This is a genomic window from Arsenicibacter sp. R0_47 (genome assembly GCF_057652235.1).
The window spans coordinates 15,494-32,340 of the sequence record NZ_JBYFCJ010000005.1 but is presented as its reverse complement, the minus strand read 5'-3'; the positions used below and the strand labels follow the sequence as shown (position 1 = coordinate 32,340).

Genomic DNA, 16,847 nt, shown 5'->3' with positions numbered 1-16,847 from the left:
CTATGAGCATAGCCATCAACCGTCTCCAGCACATCGGTCTGCCTGTTACCGATATTGCCGTTTCTGAAGCCTTCTATCAGCGGCTGGATTTTGAACCTGTTATGCGGTCAACCTTCATGCACGAAGGCGCCGAGGGTAAGGTGTCGATGATGAAGCGCGGCGAGATGATCATGGAACTCTACCAGATGCCCGAGCCGGAACTGAGCCGCGTCCGGCAGCGCACCGACGGTCGCATCGACCACATTGCGTTTGATGTCGATGACGTGGATCAGACCTTCGCCCAACTGAAACAGGAGGGTTTTGACGTCATTGAAGAGGCGCCGGTATTTCTTAATTTCTGGCAGAAAGGCTGCAAGTACTGCTACATCCTCGGCCCTGACGGCGAGCGGCTGGAGTTCTGTCAGATTTTGTAACACGGCTCAGACTGTAGGACGGAATATCATTCCGTCCTATACCTGCAACAATGAACCCTTATAACCTCATTGCCGGACAATGGGCCGCCATCAGGAATCAGATGGCGGTCAGTCAGCTGGTGAATGATTTTACCGGTTTATTGCCGGCCGGCGCCCATATACTGGATGTCGGCTGCGGCACCGGCTATCCGATTGCTGCATATCTGGTTCAGCGCGGACTCAGAGTAACCGGTATCGACAGTGCCGGTGAGATGATCGCACAGGCGCAGCAGTCGGATTTGCGACATACACAATTCCTAACCTGTGATTTTTTTGATTTCCCGACAGACCAGTTATTCGACGGCATCATTGCCTGGGACTCCTTCTGGCATATTCAGAAAGCAGCACAGTCTCGCATTTATCCGCACCTGCGTTCTTTACTGAAACCAGGCGGTTATGTGCTCTTTACCCACGGCAATACTGATGATAGCCATACGGATACTATGTTCGGTGAGACTTTTCAGTATAATGCCCTGTCCACCGGTCAGGTCCGGTGCCTACTGAACGAGCACGGGTTCACAATCCATTATCTACACGAAAATTACCGGGACGACGCCGGCCACCGGGCACTGGTTGGACTGGCTCAGCTTACCAATTCCAGTCAGTAACCGTTCTCCGACAGGCTAAAAAAATAAAATCAGCACCATAACTTGGAATATTATTTGTTTACTGTAATTTCGGGTACGTAAACGGAGTTCTTATTTGCCGCATTATTCAAAATAATATATGGAAATTTAGATGAACCGCAGAAAATTCTCCATCCTGACGACCCTTGGCCTGAGCGGCCTTTTCCTCCCGGCTTTTGCGGGTAATCACAGGCGATTTATTCCATCATCCGGCAAACGGGTTGGCATCATCGGTCTTGATACCTCGCATAGCGTCGCCTTTACCAAAGAGCTGAATAATCCGGCTCCCAACCCGGACTGGCTTGGCTATCGCGTTGTGGCCGCCTATCCAAAAGGTAGCCACGACATCGAAACCAGTGTCAAACGGATACCTGGATTTACGGCCGACGTACAAAAACTCGGCGTTAGCATTGTCAACTCAATTGAAGACCTGTTGCAGCAGGTTGATTGTGTTCTGCTGGAAACCAATGATGGTCGTCTGCATTATGAGCAGGCTATGCAGGTCTTTGCGGCCGGAAAACCGGTCTTTATTGACAAGCCTTTGGCGGGTTCCCTGACCGATGCCCTCAGCATAGCCGAGGCTGCCCGGCGCAAAAACGTTCCGTTTTTTTCGGCCTCTTCACTCCGTTATATCAAAGGCATCGAAAAACTGGATAAAAGTCAGGTACTTGGTGCAGATACGTATAGCCCTGCCGTTCTTGAAAAGACCCATCCTGATTTATTCTGGTATGGTATCCACGGCGTCGAAGCACTTTTTACGGCTATGGGTACCGGCTGTAAACAAGTTGTCAGAATACACAATCCGGATACCGATATCGTGGTCGGGACATGGGCAGACGGCCGCGTCGGCACGTTTCGCGGCACCCGGACCGGCAAACATGAATATGGCGGTACCGTTTATACGCGCGACGGCAATATTACACTCGGGCCTTACGGTGGCTATAATCCATTACTTAAAGATATTATCCGCTTTTTTGAATCCGGTCAGCCACCGGTGCAGATGACGGAAACCCTGGAAATTCTCGCATTTATGGAGGCCGCCGACGAAAGCAAACGCAAAGGCGGTATTCCGGTTACTCTCGATAGTGTTTTAAAAAAAGCAGGCAAGGGTTAATACTCTTTTTTTCTCCGGTTTCGGGTACGTACCCGAAACCGGAAACTACCATCCGTTACCACCATACATCTTTATATTTCAACCTTTTAACCAGTTAGCTTCACGTTTACCATGAAAACTTTTTCCTATGCACGGACACGGCCGTTATGGGTGGCCATAACGTGTTTTCTGCTCTTTTTCAGCAGTCTTCCTGTCAGCGCCCAGACAGCTGCCACGCAGGTCAGTGGTGTCGTCCGGGGCAACACCGCACAGTCGCCGTTACCCGGCGCAAACGTAGCCATTAAAGGCACCACACGGGGTATATCAACCGATGCCGCAGGGAAATATACCATTGACGCCCCGGCAGGTACTACACTCGTATTCTCGTTTATCGGCTATGAATCCCGGGAAGTTACGGTTGGCCAGCAGAGAACCATTGATGTTACGCTCACGCAGGCGGCTTCTTCGCTCAATGAAGTGGTGGTGGTGGGCTATGGCACACAACTCAAACGGGAGGTAACCGGCTCTATGACGTCCATTAAAGCCGAAGACCTTCAGAAGGTCGAAACGGGTAGCCTGACCTCTGCCCTTCAGGGCCGGGTGCCGGGGGTATTTATCAGTCAGACAAGCGGAGCACCCGGCGGCGGGGCCTCGGTGCGGATTCGCGGGGTCGGTACGACCGGCGGCAACCAACCGCTGTATGTTGTCGACGGCTTTCCCATCGGTGGCGGCAATATCGGCATCAACGGCAGTTCTGACCGCATCGACGGATTATCCATCGTTAATCCGAACGACATTGAATCTATTGACATTCTGAAAGATGCAGCTGCCGCCGCCATCTATGGCGCACGGGCCGCAAACGGCGTAGTGCTGATTACCACAAAACGCGGTAAGGAAGGACAGGCAAAGGTTAACCTGAATGCATACACCGGTATCCAGCAGCTATGGAAAAAACCGGAATTCCTGAATGCAACCGAATTTGCCACCCTGGCAAACGAACTCTACACCAATTCCGGAATGACCCCGAATCCGGAATGGGCCAACCCCGCTGCCTTCGGCCAGGGCACCGACTGGATCAGCGAGGTATTCCGGACGGCACCCGTCCAGAACGTCGATCTGAGCATCTCCGGCGGGAGCCAGAAACTGAAAGGGGCCTTATCGCTCGGCTACCGCGACCAGCAGGGAACACTGATTGAGACGTGGCACAAACGGTATAGTGCGCGCGCAACCGCCGATCTGACGGTCAGCAGTAAACTCAAGTTCGGCGGTACCCTCGCCCTTGCGTTAACCCAGGCGCAGGGTCAGCAGAATCAGGACCTACGGATCGGTATTTTTAACCTTGCCCAGCAATATTACCCGACACTCAAACCCGATGCTGTGGTTAACGGCTCATCGGCTTACTACACTACGCAAAGTGATAACCCCGTTATGCGGGCAAAATCCATCGACAATATGCTCAGTAATCTGCGGGTATATGGCAATATCTTCGGGGAATATGAACTGCTGAACGGTCTGAAATGGCGGACGAGTGTCGGTATTGATGCCAGCAACAGCCGCAATACGACCTGGGAACCTAAAACCGAGCGCGGCCATTACCGCAACCTACAGGCCCGGCTGGGCGAAACGTACAATCAGGGACTCAACTGGCTGATTGAAAATACCTTATCGTATAGTAAGGATCTGGGTGCCCACCGGCTCAGCGCTGTTGTTGGCCAGACGGCGCAGAAAAATGTTGCCGACTGGATTTCAGTAACGGCACTTGACTTCCAGAACGAGCAACTTCAGGTGATCAACGGCAGCAACGAGACTCAGCGCCGGGCCACCGGCACGGGTACCCTTTACTCGCTGGCCTCCTATCTGGGCCGTGTCAACTACGCCTACAAGGAGCGCTACCTCTTCTCCGCCAGCCTGCGCCGCGACGGTTCATCCAACTTCGGACCGGCTCATAAATGGGGGAATTTCCCGTCGGTCTCGGCAGGCTGGAATATCTCTGATGAGCCATTTATGCAAAAGATCACGGCCGTTAACTCGCTGAAGTTACGCGGCAGCTGGGGACAGCTCGGCAATGACGCCATCGGTGCCTTCGGGTATCTGAGTACCATTCAGCTCGGAACCGTAAATGATAACTATGTGCTGGGACTCAATCAGGGTCTGGTGATCGGTGCCAGCATGTCGCGGCCGGGCAACCCTGCCCTGAAATGGGAAACCAGTGAACAAACAAACATCGGACTCGATGCCTCCTTTTTTAATGACCGCCTGTATCTGACGACGGACTATTACATAAAAAATACAAAAGGGATGCTCGTCAGCCTGCCGGTATCCATCGAAGCCGGATTTCAGAACGCACCATCGGTCAATGGCGGTAAAGTTCAGAACCGGGGCTGGGAGTTTCTGGCCGGGTACCGGGGCCGGTCGGGCCATTTCCGCTATGACGTGAGCGGAAACCTCGCTACGCTGAAAAACGAAGTGCTGAGCCTCGGTGTCGGGCAACCAATTACAGGCGCGGCGGTTTCCAGCTACTTTGACATGCGGGCCACGTACACCGAAGTCGGGCAGCCCATCGGTTATTATCGGGGATATATTGTCGACGGTATTTATCAGACCGACGATGCAGTCAACAAAGTACTGCAGCCAAGTGCGAAAGCCGGCGATTTCCGGTTCCGCGACATCAACGGAGACAATAAACTGTCCGACGCCGATCAGACCTACCTGGGCAGTCCGTGGCCTACTCTTACCTACGGAGCTAATGCCGACCTGTCGTACAAAGGGTTTGATCTGAATATCATTGTGCAGGGCATAAGCGGCAGCAGTATCTATAACGCCAACCGCAGGTCGGTTTATCCCCTGAAATATTTCGGCGGCTCCGGCGTAATCAACGGCGTTAAAGATGTATTGAACCGCTGGACACCCGGCAGCGGCCGTAATGACGTGCCGATCCTGCGCTACACGGATGCCAACGGGAATTTCGGCAACAGCTCAACGTTTTACGTCGAAGACGGCGATTACCTGCGGATCCGTAACCTTACGCTTGGCTACCGCATTCCGGCCGCACTGCTGGCCAAAACACGCGCGGTACAGGGAATCCGTATTTACCTGACAGCACAGAACCTGTTTACGTTCACGAAATACTCCGGCTTCGACCCTGAAGTTGGCAGCCTCAACCCGTTACAGGCTGGTGTCGACGACGGTGTTTACCCGCAACCGCGTACGTTTATGGCCGGTATTAACCTCACCTTTTAATGGCTCACAACGATGAAAAAACTTCTTAATCAGCTTTTGTTATCCGGCTTATTGGTAGCCACAACGGCATGCAGTGACTCATTTCTGACCCTGACGCCGAAAGATGTCTTAACCGACGCGAATTTCTTTGTTACAGAATCCGATGCACAGGCTGCACTGATTGGTGTGTATGCTGTCCTTCAGCGTGAAGAAACCTTTTCAAACGTACGCGACGCAGCAGATATTGAATGGGCTATGTCCGGAGATATGTATGAAATGGATGGCAGCGCGAACCGGATTGAACTGCACACGCTCCAGCTCCCGTCCAACAATACCATTATCCGTGATGTATATCAGGGGGCCTATCTGGGAATTGGCCGCGCAAACATGGTTATCAACCGTGTCGAAAAAATGCAGGGCCTCGAACCGGCAGCCAAAGCGCTGATTCTGGGTCAGGCCAGATTTCTCCGTGGTTTATTCTATTACAGACTGGTCAACTATTTCGGCGGTGTACCACTGATAACAGAGGAGCTGAATGCAACCTCTAATCTGGAAATTCCACGGGCATCTGTTGAGGCCACCTGGAAACAAATCGAAGCCGACCTGACCGATGCCGCCGCCGTGCTGCCGGTTTCGTGGAACAATACAGCCGACATTGGCCGGGCAACCAGGGGAGCAGCCCTGGGCTACCTCGCCAAAGCCAGCCTGTGGCAACAAAAGTGGAATGATGTAATCCGGTACAGTGAGGAAATCATCGCGACAAAAGCCCACGATCTGCTTCCCCGTTACCGTGATGTGTTCCGGGAGGCAAATGAAAATAACCGCGAAATTCTGTTTTCGACGCAGTTCCGGCCATCTGTGGATGCCGAGGGTAACAACCTCGTCAAACGGACCTCGCCACGCGGTGCTCCTTCACAATATACCGGCAGCGCCGCCTGGAGTAACTTTGTCCCGCAACAACACTGGGTTAATGCCTTCGAAAAAGAAGCAAACGGACGCATTAAAGACAAACGCTACTGGGAATCAATTATCGGGCCGGGCGAACCGCATCAGGATATGCCCGCCTTTGTGATGCCGGCAGCCGTACCGGCCGGATGGTCGCGCTCAGGGTATATTGTCACCAAATACTGGGAAGCACCGGCTGTAGCTAACGCGGGCATCAACCCGCCGCTGCTCCGGTTTGCCGAAGTACTGCTCAATTACGCCGAGGCGCTCAATGAATCCGGCCGGACCGCCGATGCCCTGCAACAGGTCAACCGGCTGCGGACCCGTGCCGGACTGGAAAGCCTGGGCACAACACTCAGTAAGGCCGCAACCCTTGATGCCATCTTCCGCGAACGCCGGATGGAATTTATCTGGGAGCCCGCCGGTGGCTTCTCAGACCTGAACCGCCGTGGCCGCTTTATCGACTTTATCAAAGCGAACCGGCCCAATATTAAGGACCTTGAGATCGACAAAAAGCCATGGCTGAGCACAACTCCTATCCGTTTCCCCATCCCGCGCGACGCCTGGAACCGGAATAAAGCCCTGGAACAGAACCAGCATTACACATTTTAATACCTCCATGATGAAACGACTCAACGTTAGCTGCCGGTGAATGCGTCCGGGAAACGGACCTATACGGTTACGCCCCGGACCGCTTAAATACGAATCCAGTTCCCTACAACATCCTGTATCAAACCGCTTTGCATATGAATACAAACGAGAACAAGTCCCGCCGGGCGTTTCTCCTCAAAACCTTAACCGGCACCGCAGCCCTGTCAATCGGCGGGGTTTTGCCGGGCTTTACGCCAAAAAGTTACGCCCGCATTACCGGCGCCAACGACCGCATTCAGGTTGGTATGATGGGCGTTAACAGCCGGGGGCTGGCATTGGCTACCAACTTTGCTTTACAGCCAAACTGTCAGATACGTTCAGTATCCGACGTAGATACCCGCGCGGCCGCCAAATGCATCGCTGCTGTCGAAAAAAACGGCGGGAGCAAACCCGTTGACCAGCCCGATTTCCGGAAAGCCCTGGACGACAAAGACCTTGATGCCCTGATCATTGCCGCTCCCGACCACTGGCATGCTCCGGCAGCTATACTGGCCTCAAAAGCAGGGAAGCATGTGTACCTTGAAAAACCATGCTCCCATAACCCCAACGAGGGCGAGCTCCTGGTTGCGGCCCAGAAAAAATACCGCAACATTATCCAGATGGGTAACCAGCGGCGGTCATGGCCCAATGTAGCGGCCGGTGTGCAGGCCGTCCGGAACGGCGAAATCGGCCGGCCGTATTTTGCCAAAGGCTGGTACACCAACAACCGCCCGTCGATTGGTACCGGCAAGGCAACCGGTATACCCGACTGGCTCAATTATGATCTCTGGCAGGGGCCTGCGCCACGGCAGGCATTCAAAGACAATATCCTGCACTATAACTGGCACTGGTTCTGGAACTGGGGGACCGGTGAAGCCCTCAACAACGGTACCCATATGCTCGACCTCATGCGCTGGGGGCTGGATGTCGCCTACCCGAGCCGGGTCACATCGTCGGGCGGGCGCTACCGGTTCCGCGACGACTGGGAAACGCCGGATACGCAGGTCATTAACCTGGAATTTCCCGATAACAAGGCTATGACCTGGGAAGGCCGCAGCTGCAACGGCCGTACCATCGAAGGCAGTAGCGTCGGCCTCATTTTTTACGGCGAAAAAGGGGCGTTGCAAATCGATGGCGGAAACAGCTACAAAATCTATGACCTTGATAATAACCTCGCTAAAGAAGTAAAGAACGATGTGGTCATTAATGCCCGCGACCGGATGAATCCGTCTCAGGCGCTCGACAGCCTGCACATTCAGAATTTCTTTGACAGCATCCGGAAAGGATCTCCGCTCAACGCCGATATTCTGAGCGGGCACCAAAGTACGTTGCTGTGTCAACTGGGCAATATTGCTTTACGGGCGGGCAGTGTGCTGGAAATCGACCCAGCAACCGGACGTATCAAAAACAACAAACAGGCGCAACAATACTGGAAACGCGAGTACCAGCGCGGCTGGGAACCGACTATCTGATTTGTTATGAGAACAAAACCAACCGTTGTCGATGTCAGCAGCCTCAGCACCAGAGATACCATGCTGTCTATTGTGTTGATTGGCATCTTATTTTTTGTCTTCGGCTTTGTCACCTGGGTCAATGCGATTCTGATTCCGTATTTTAAAATCGCCTGTGAACTCACCAACTTCCAGTCGTATCTGGTGACGTTTGCCTTCTACATTTCGTATTTCATCATGTCTGTCCCCTCCTCCTATCTTCTGAAACGGGTAGGCTTTAAACAGGGCATGATGATTGGCTTCTGGATTATGGCCCTGGGCGCATTTATTTTTGTGCCTGCCGCCATGACCAGAACCTACGCGGTTTTTCTGCTTGGCTTATTTACGATCGGGGTCGGGCTGGCGGTACTGCAAACGGCCGCAAACCCATACATCACCGTTCTGGGGCCTAAAGAACGGGCGGCTCAGCGCATCAGCATCATGGGAATCTGTAATAAAGGTGCGGGTATCCTGGCTCCGCTTTTGTTTGCTGCCGTCATCCTGAAAGCAACCGATACCGACCTGTTCAGTCAGTTACCGGTTATGTCCCCGGCCGAACGGTCGGCGGCGCTTGATGCCTTAGTAGGCCGGGTAATCGTTCCTTACTCGGTTATGGGGCTGGTGCTGATCAGTCTTGGCCTGCTGGTCAGATTTTCACCGCTGCCGGAGATCAATACCGAACACGAAACCGCCGATGTGGCGGCCGCCAATCAGGAAAAAACATCTGTCTTTCAGTTTCCGCATCTGGTATTGGGGGCAATTGCTGTTTTTCTGCACGTCGGTACACAGGTTATTGCGATTGACACAATCATCGGGTATGCAGGCTGGTTCGGCATTCCCCTGCTCAGTGCCAAAGTCCTGCCTTCGTATACACTTGCGGCAACCATATGCGGCTATCTTACCGGCATCATCCTGATTCCCAAAGTGGTCAGTCAGGTAAATATGTTCAGAGCCTGTACATTACTGGGTCTTCTCTTCTCCGGCCTGATTCTGTTCAGTCACGGACCCATAAACATAGCCGGGCTGAAAGCAGACTGGTCACTGGTGTTTGTGGTATTGTTAGGACTGGCTAACTCGCTGGTCTGGGCGAGTATCTGGCCGCTTGCTCTCGACGGTCTGGGCCGCTTTACCAAGGTCGGTGCAGCGCTGATGATCATGGGGCTGAGCGGCAATGCCATCCTGCCGCTTATATACGGCCTGCTTGCCGACCAGGTTGGCTTGCGGGAAGCATACTGGGTACTGGTGCCTTGTTACCTTTATCTGGCTTACTATGCATTTTACGCCCATAAGCTCAGGCACTGGTCTATCCGGAAACGTACCGTTACAACCGCGCATGAATCATCCTTCCATACAACGGCTTAAACTCACAAATGGCCTGATTATTACGCCGTTCAGGACTTTGCGCGATAGCTGCGTGTTGATTGAGGCGGGTAAAATTGTCGATATCTGCCCGGCGGCCACCGGTTTCCCCGATGCTGTAGAAATAGATGCAGACGGCCATTATATTGTTCCCGGATTCATCGACCTCCATGTTCACGGCGGGGGCGGCTACGACTTTATGGACGGTACGCCGGAGGCGTTTCTCAACATTGCCGCCCTGCACGCACAGCATGGCACTACCGCTCTTGTACCGACAACGCTGACCGGCACCCTGTCAGGGCTTCTGCATATTCTGGACTGTTATCACCAGGCAAGCCGCCAGGCACATGCAGGGGCGCAGTTTCTGGGTATGCACCTCGAAGGGCCTTATTTTGCCCTTTCGCAGCGGGGGGCTCAGGATCCGAGGTATATCCGCGATCCTGAGCCTGCGGAATACGAAGCAGTTCTGGCCCATTCGTCAGCAATCAGCCGGTGGAGCGTGGCTCCCGAGCGCAGCGGGGCCCTTGCTCTTGGCCGGCTACTGCACCGTAAGGGCATTCTTGCAGCCATTGCCCATACCGATGCCGTTTACGACGAGGTTCTGGCTGCCGTCAGGAACGGCTACAGCCTGGTAACCCACCTCTACAGCGCCATGTCGGGGGTTACCCGCCGGAACGGATTCCGCTTTCCGGGCGTGATCGAAAGTGCCTATTTACTTGACGAGCTGGATGTTGAGCTTATTGCAGACGGCGTCCATCTGCCCGGTCCTCTTCTCCGGCTGGCCCATAAAATTAAGGGCCCCGACAAGACCGCACTTATCACGGATGCCATGCGTGCGGCGGGCCTGCCGCCGGGCCCGAGTATTCTTGGCAGCCTCCGGGGCGGACTGCCGGTTATTGTTGAGGACGGTGTGGCCAAACTGCCGGACCGGCAGGCTTTTGCGGGCAGCGTGGCAACTGCCGACCGGCTGCTCAGAACGGTAATGACCCAAACCGACATTCCGCTGACGGATGCCCTGCAAATGATGACCAGCACCCCTGCCCGCATTATGGGCGTCGGGAACCGCAAGGGAACCCTGACGCCGGGCTATGATGCCGACCTGGTCATCATGGACAGGCAATACAATGTCCGGCTAACCATCGTTAACGGGCGCATTGTTTATCAACACGACAAGACATTAGTCAGCTCCTGATTTTCATCTTTTTTGTACATTACGCATGACACATTATTCCGATTCCGGTCTGTTAACCGTTCATAAATTCCAGGACCGTGCACTACTCGGTACCGCATCGGCGCAGGCAGTTGCTGACAGGCTGCGGTTCCTGCTCAGCCGGCAACCACAGGTAACCATGATTTTTGCTGCGGCCCCGTCTCAGCAGGAATTCCTTGACAACCTTTGCCGGCAACCAGCCATTGACTGGTCAAGGGTAACGGCATTTCACATGGACGAATATGTAGGGTTGCCCGCAGATGCGCCGCAGCGATTCGGCAATTTTCTGAAAGACCGGTTATTTGGCCGGCTTCCTTTCGGGGCAGTTCATTATCTGGATGGGAATGCGGCCGATATTGAGGCCGAATGCCGGCGTTACGAAAAACAGCTAAGCGCTCAGTCAGTCGATATTGTTTGTATGGGTATCGGCGAGAATTGTCATATTGCCTTTAACGATCCGCACGTTGCCGATTTCAACGATCCGGTCCTGGTTAAGGTTGTTGACCTGGATACCGCCTGCCGGCAGCAACAGGTTAATGACGGCTGCTTTGACAAGCTGGAAGCCGTACCTACCCATGCCTTGACGCTGACGGTTCCGGCCCTGATGCAGGCCTCATGGGTGTTCTGCATGGTTCCCGGTATTAACAAGGCCGACGCCGTTTTTCATACGCTCCGCTCCGGCATCAGCGAACAGTTCCCGTCGACCATTCTGCGGCAGCATCCGCAAGCCGTCCTGTTTATAGACAGGGCAAGTGCCTCGAAACTGATTCCGGTAAACGTAGTTCAGGATTAGTGACGCCGGCAGGCTGGTTTGTTGCTCCGGCACAGGATTTCCTGATGCCGGAGCAACAAACCAGCCTGACTACCCGCCGCATGATTAAAGTTGTGATTCAATACCTCAACCTGTAACTTGCCGCTATGTTCCGTATAGTGCTATGCTCACCCGCTACGGGCTGGTTATTTAATGAAAAAGAAAGAACTGCAGGGAGTCAAAGAAATTGCCCGGCGTGCCAATGTTGCCATCGCAACGGTCGACCGTGTGATCCATAACCGGGGAGGTGTTTCGGAAAAGACGAGGGCGAAAATCAGCCGGATTATCGAGGAAATGAACTACCAGCCCAACCTGTTGGCCAGGCGGCTGGCTTCCGGTAAAAACACCCGTCTGGCAGCCCTCATTCCTTCGGCTACGGAAGCACTGGATTTCTGGGAGGCACCGTTGCGTGGTATCCGCCGTGCCGAAGCCGAACTACGCGCCTACGGCATCTCGGTTGAGCTTTACTTTTTTGATTTACACGACAAGTCATCTTTTACTAAACAGACCAGCCAGCTGCTGGCGTCTGAGCCGGACGGGATTGTGCTTGCACCTATGTTTGTGGATGAAGCCAGAGAGGTTGCCGCGCTTTGTCAGGCCAAAGCAATTCCCTATGTGTTTATCGATTCAGCCATTCCCGGACTGGCGTGTCTGTCCTATATTGGTCCGCCTTTACTGGAAAGCGGATTGCTGGCCGGTAAACTAAGTACGTATGCGTTGAAGGGACAGGGTACTGTTTTAGTTGTTAATATGGCCGCCGACCTGGATAGCTTCACTTACCGTCAGATCGAAAAAGGCTTTCGTTCTTTTTTTGAGAGCGACAGGCCGGGCGTAACCATTCACCGGATTGATATTCCGGAAACGGATCAGTCTGCGGTTAACGATGTGCTGGCGGGGTACTTTTCGCAGTACGCCCCGATTGATGTCATTTTTGTGACCAATTCACGTACGTTTCTGGCTGCCCGTTACCTCGAACAACAAACGCAATACCCTAAACCGATGCTTATCGGGTATGACCTGGTAGCCGATAATCTGATGCATTTACAAAAAGGTACGATTGACTTCCTGATCTGCCATCAGCCGGAGGATCAAGGCTACCGGAGCATGATGACCCTATACCAGTACCTGATTTTTGACTCACCTGCGGAACCGGTTCAATACATGCCTATCGATATCATCACCCGTGAAAACTATGCGTTTTACAAAAATTAAAAGTTTACGGCCAGCTCTGTCATGCTGTTTCGGCTGATATATACAGTAATCGCCGGTAAGGCTGCATAGTCAGACGGGGTAACAAATCGGATATAGGCTTCCATGCCTACAAGTTAATCAATCCGTCCTTTAAATGGCCAGCCATTTTTTTTCTGAATTTCTCCACCTTCGGTACCGAGATTTTCTGGATGTAATACTCGTCGGGGTGCTGTTTCAGGTAATTCTGATGGTATTTTTCGGCGGGATAAAACGCCTTAAACGGCACAACTTCGGTCACGATCGGGCCGGTATGATGGCCGGATGCGTTTTCGCGTTTGATCACGGCATCAATCGTTGCCTTTTCGGCAGCGTTGCGGTAAAACACAATCGAACGATAATCGCGCCCGATGTCAGGTCCCTGCCGGTTTTTGGTTGTCGGATCATGACCGGTAAAAAAGCCTTCCAGCAGTTTTTCAAAGGAAATCACCTTTGGGTCATAGTATACCTGTACCGTTTCGGCATGGCCGGTCTGATCGGTCCCCACCTGCTCATAGGTCGGAAATTCAACATCACCGCCGGCATAGCCCGCCACCGTGGTGCGGACACCTTTCACTTCGTTAAACTCTTCCTGAATCGCCCAGAAGCAACCGCCCCCGAACGTGGCCACTGCTTCGCCGGGACGCGCTTTGGGCAGCTGGGCGAGCGCCGTGTCTTTGATTTGATTGGAGGAGTCGGCGGTCTGACAGCCCGTTCCGCCCGTGAGCCATAACGCGGCCAGACTCCATAGCATTATTATCCGTTTCATGCCTGATTGCTAACGTTTGTTTACCTCTCCTATAAACATCGGAAAACCGGAAATGATTTATGCAATCCGGCCCGTTTTTCGACCATTCGCCTAATCCGGATACCATTCATATAAACTTTCTTCCACTACTTGGCATTGCCTAGTACCTTTGAATCAACAACAGCAACAAATGCTAAGAACAAGAAAGAAACATTAATCTGAACTTTAAACAACATACAGTCATGGAACCTAAAAAATTGCAACGGATCACATCAGAAAAGGTCATTGGTGGTGTAGCCGCCGGTTTAGCCGATTATTTCGGTATCGACAAAGTGATCGTTCGGGTATTGTTTGTCCTGGGCGTCTTCGCTCCGATTCCGTTCCCGTTCATTCTGAGCTATATCGTTCTGTGGATTGCGATGCCAAAGGCTCCCCTTTTCCTCCAGTCCCCAACGCATGATCAGCATTATTCGGTAGGCTAACCGGCCGGGTAATCCCATAAAACAAGGCAGCGCTCTCCGGAACGCTGCCTCTTGTTTTTTTATACTAACCTGACAATACGCCTGCTCACTTCCAGATTGATTTTGCCGGGTAAAACGTCAGGTCTTTGACCTCGATCCGGTTGCCCCAAAACACCAGCCCTTCCTTATTGGCCGGATTCGGCTTCCGTTCCAGTGAATACGAGAAGCTACCGCCGTTGACGAACACTTCCACCGAGGTACGGTCAACGTAAATATCCGCCGTAATCTCCATACTTGTCATGTCTTCGGGCGAGTAGAACGCACCGTTCAGCAGATTGTGGTTCAGATCGTAATCGAGGATTTTCTGCCCGAACAGCGAAAGGCCGGCACTCGTGGCATGCGACAGTTTCAGGGTAGTCCGCAACCGGAACTGATCCAGCGACCCGACTGATTTCAGTTTCTCATTTGCTTCCGCCTCACTCAGTGCTGCCCATTGGCCGGCCGGCGAAAACAGCTGCTCTACCTCCCTGACCGGCACACTTACCAGGCGCGGACCGCTTTTGGTTGTCCTAAGCTGCAATTCGGTCGGCAGGAGCATCATGCCATTGAACGGCATGCCGGGCTGCTGAACCCTTCCCCAGCCAATCTGAATGCGCCGCGGATCGCTGCCGGGCATGTTGGTAAAGGTCTGTGCGGCGTAAATTGTCCCGTTTGTGTAAGCGTGTTTGCCGGATTCGGGGGTAAATTTCTTTCCGTCAAAGCTCCCGATCATGTAAGTGGCCGACGCGCCGTACATCACCCATTTTGTTTTTCGCTTGTCACCATCAACCGGCAGTTCAAACAAATCCGGGCATTCCCAGAAACCGGTTGTGTGGCTCTCGTACTGCCACTGTTTCAGGTTTTTCGAGGTATAAATGGAATGGCCGTCGCGTTCATTCAGCACCATGACCCAATGCTTGCCGGGCTCATACCAGAATACGCGGGGATCACGGGTATCCTTGCTGTTCCATTTTGCCTTTGAGTCGATCACGGGGTTTTGATCGTACTTTGTCCATGTCCGGCCTTTGTCCAGACTATAGGCGAGGCACTGTATTTCCTTTTCCGGATTATCGACAGTGTACAGCGCAATCATCGCCGGTACGTTCCCCTTGTTGAAGCCCGCCGTATTGTCATAGTCAATCACGGTTGACCCCGAGAACATCGTCCCCAGCCGGTCGGGCAGCAGCGCGGTTTGCAGCTCCTGCCAGTGAATCATGTCTTTACTCACGGCATGGCCCCACGACATATTTTCCCATTCGCGTTCGAAGGGGTTATGCTGGTAAAATAAGTGGTATTCGCCGTCGTAGAAGATCATGCCGTTGGGGTCGTTGATCCAGCCACGGCGGGTGGTAAAGTGGTATTGCGGCCGGTTTTTCTCGGTATACAATGAGTCCTGGCCCGCAAACCGGTCATCCTGATAAATCGTCTCGAGGCCATCGGCTTTACCGTCGTAGCGGATGGTGATGGTTTTGCCCATCGCGCCAGCCATGTCGCAGAATACCCAGTAATCGGGCTTACCGGCAGCCAGCCGGATTTTAAACGAGCGATCGCCGTCGGGCATGGTCAGCTGCATGGTGCCTCTGTCCTGCGTCTGGGCGACCGGCAGGTTCAGGTATCGTTTGGTAATGGTCAGTGTGCGGGTCTGGGCCAGCAGCGGTTGTGCTACGCCTGACAGCAGACAGGTGAAGGCCAGCAGGGTACGGGTCAGGGGTGTTTTCATGGGTCGGGAAACGGTTATCGGGGGAATGGTTATCCCGCTACAAGTTAACGTTCTTCCGATTCACTACGCAGCTTTTTTCACCATAATCCGCATCCGGTACGCATTCATGGCCGTTACGCCCAGTTTGTCCAGCAGCCGGTAGTTGACCACCAACCCGACGGCCGCACCGATTCCGGGAATAAGCTGTGCCATTTTAGCCAGGTCAATGTAATCGCGATACTCCTCCTGAAAGGTCTGCCAGTCGAACTGATGGATGTCGTCGGGCAGCGACTGGCTGTAGGTATCCCATTGCTGCATGCGCCGGAACACCTCCAGCCGGTGATCGGGACTCGAAAAGGCCAGCTGGAAAATATGCATGATGTACAGGCGCTCGCGGTAGTCGTTGCCCGAAAAGCCGTACAGGGCCGCAATTTCGAACAGCAGCTTCACTTTCAGGGTCAGTAACAACGGAAAATCCGCAAGCCCGAGCAGAATGCCGCCCGCGCCGGTGATTCCGCCTTCGGCCGCACCGGTTGTCTTATAAAACTCAATCCGCGTTTTCACGACGGCCTCCCGCTCCTGCAACGATGTCCCGACCGTAGGCTGACGCGTCAGTTTATCGGCCCCAAACAGCACTACCCGTGTCATTTGTTTGATGACGGTGGTAATGACCGTCCTGACTTTTTGGGGAATAAACCGGTTCATCCGCCGCTGAAGCCCTTTGGCAAGCCGGTCGAAGGTGGTGGGTGGTTTCTGCATCTGCTGCTGCCAGCGCTGCAATTCATTGAGTACGTGTTGTTCGTAAGGTGACATACGTCTGTGTAACAATTGAACAATA

At 53.4% G+C, this 16,847-nt stretch carries 14 protein-coding genes; 11 read left to right on the top strand and 3 right to left on the bottom strand.

Features of this window, described 5'->3' with window-relative positions; all coding sequences use genetic code 11:
• The first annotated feature begins 2 nt into the window (after window positions 1-2).
• The 10 genes from AC23NW_RS11685 to AC23NW_RS11640 all read left to right on the top strand — a co-directional run bounded on the left by AC23NW_RS11685 (window position 3) and on the right by AC23NW_RS11640 (window position 13,047).
• On the top strand, window positions 3-413 hold the full coding sequence (locus AC23NW_RS11685; protein WP_487449692.1) for a VOC family protein: 411 nt from the start codon (window positions 3-5) through the stop codon (window positions 411-413).
• A 50-nt stretch (window positions 414-463) separates the two neighbouring features.
• Complete coding sequence (locus tag AC23NW_RS11680) at window positions 464-1,060, top strand: class I SAM-dependent DNA methyltransferase (protein ID WP_487449691.1); 597 nt, start codon at window positions 464-466, stop codon at window positions 1,058-1,060.
• Between the two features lie 130 nt (window positions 1,061-1,190).
• Window positions 1,191-2,192: a Gfo/Idh/MocA family protein gene (locus tag AC23NW_RS11675; protein ID WP_487449689.1), complete on the top strand. Its 1,002-nt coding sequence runs from the start codon at window positions 1,191-1,193 to the stop codon at window positions 2,190-2,192.
• Window positions 2,193-2,303: 111 nt separating this feature from the next.
• A complete protein-coding gene (locus tag AC23NW_RS11670) occupies window positions 2,304-5,411 on the top strand; it encodes a SusC/RagA family TonB-linked outer membrane protein (RefSeq protein WP_487449687.1) in 3,108 nt (1,035 codons plus the stop codon).
• 12 nt (window positions 5,412-5,423) lie between these two features.
• Complete coding sequence (locus AC23NW_RS11665; protein WP_487449685.1) at window positions 5,424-6,947, top strand: RagB/SusD family nutrient uptake outer membrane protein; 1,524 nt, start codon at window positions 5,424-5,426, stop codon at window positions 6,945-6,947.
• 134 nt (window positions 6,948-7,081) lie between these two features.
• On the top strand, window positions 7,082-8,437 hold the full coding sequence (locus AC23NW_RS11660; protein ID WP_487449683.1) for a Gfo/Idh/MocA family protein: 1,356 nt from the start codon (window positions 7,082-7,084) through the stop codon (window positions 8,435-8,437).
• 6 nt (window positions 8,438-8,443) lie between these two features.
• Window positions 8,444-9,817, top strand: a complete 1,374-nt coding sequence (locus AC23NW_RS11655) for a sugar MFS transporter (RefSeq protein WP_487449682.1) — start codon at window positions 8,444-8,446, stop codon at window positions 9,815-9,817.
• On the top strand, window positions 9,789-11,006 hold the full coding sequence (nagA, locus tag AC23NW_RS11650; RefSeq protein WP_487449681.1) for an N-acetylglucosamine-6-phosphate deacetylase: 1,218 nt from the start codon (window positions 9,789-9,791) through the stop codon (window positions 11,004-11,006). The genes AC23NW_RS11655 and nagA overlap by 29 nt, the downstream gene beginning before the upstream one ends.
• 25 nt (window positions 11,007-11,031) lie before the next feature.
• Window positions 11,032-11,817: a glucosamine-6-phosphate deaminase gene (locus AC23NW_RS11645; RefSeq protein ID WP_487449679.1), complete on the top strand. Its 786-nt coding sequence runs from the start codon at window positions 11,032-11,034 to the stop codon at window positions 11,815-11,817.
• 171 nt (window positions 11,818-11,988) lie between these two features.
• Window positions 11,989-13,047, top strand: coding sequence for a substrate-binding domain-containing protein (locus AC23NW_RS11640; RefSeq protein WP_487449677.1), 1,059 nt, complete (start codon window positions 11,989-11,991; stop codon window positions 13,045-13,047).
• A gap of 106 nt (window positions 13,048-13,153) precedes the next feature.
• Here the strand turns inward: AC23NW_RS11640 and msrA are convergent, their stop codons facing one another.
• Window positions 13,154-13,831, bottom strand: coding sequence for a peptide-methionine (S)-S-oxide reductase MsrA (msrA, locus tag AC23NW_RS11635; protein ID WP_293843221.1), 678 nt, complete (start codon window positions 13,829-13,831; stop codon window positions 13,154-13,156).
• A 221-nt stretch (window positions 13,832-14,052) separates the two neighbouring features.
• Here msrA and AC23NW_RS11630 point away from each other — a divergent pair, with 221 nt between their 5' ends.
• The gene (locus AC23NW_RS11630) at window positions 14,053-14,292 is read left to right on the top strand and encodes a PspC domain-containing protein (RefSeq protein WP_293843223.1); all 240 of its coding nucleotides are present in this window, start codon (window positions 14,053-14,055) and stop codon (window positions 14,290-14,292) included.
• Window positions 14,293-14,377: 85 nt separating this feature from the next.
• Here the strand turns inward: AC23NW_RS11630 and AC23NW_RS11625 are convergent, their stop codons facing one another.
• Both AC23NW_RS11625 and AC23NW_RS11620 read right to left on the bottom strand, forming a co-directional pair.
• Entirely contained in the window at window positions 14,378-16,030 is a 1,653-nt protein-coding gene (locus tag AC23NW_RS11625; RefSeq protein ID WP_487449675.1) for a glycoside hydrolase family 32 protein, read from the bottom strand.
• A 63-nt stretch (window positions 16,031-16,093) separates the two neighbouring features.
• Window positions 16,094-16,822: an EcsC family protein gene (locus tag AC23NW_RS11620; RefSeq protein ID WP_293843227.1), complete on the bottom strand. Its 729-nt coding sequence runs from the start codon at window positions 16,820-16,822 to the stop codon at window positions 16,094-16,096.
• Window positions 16,823-16,847 lie beyond the last annotated feature (25 nt).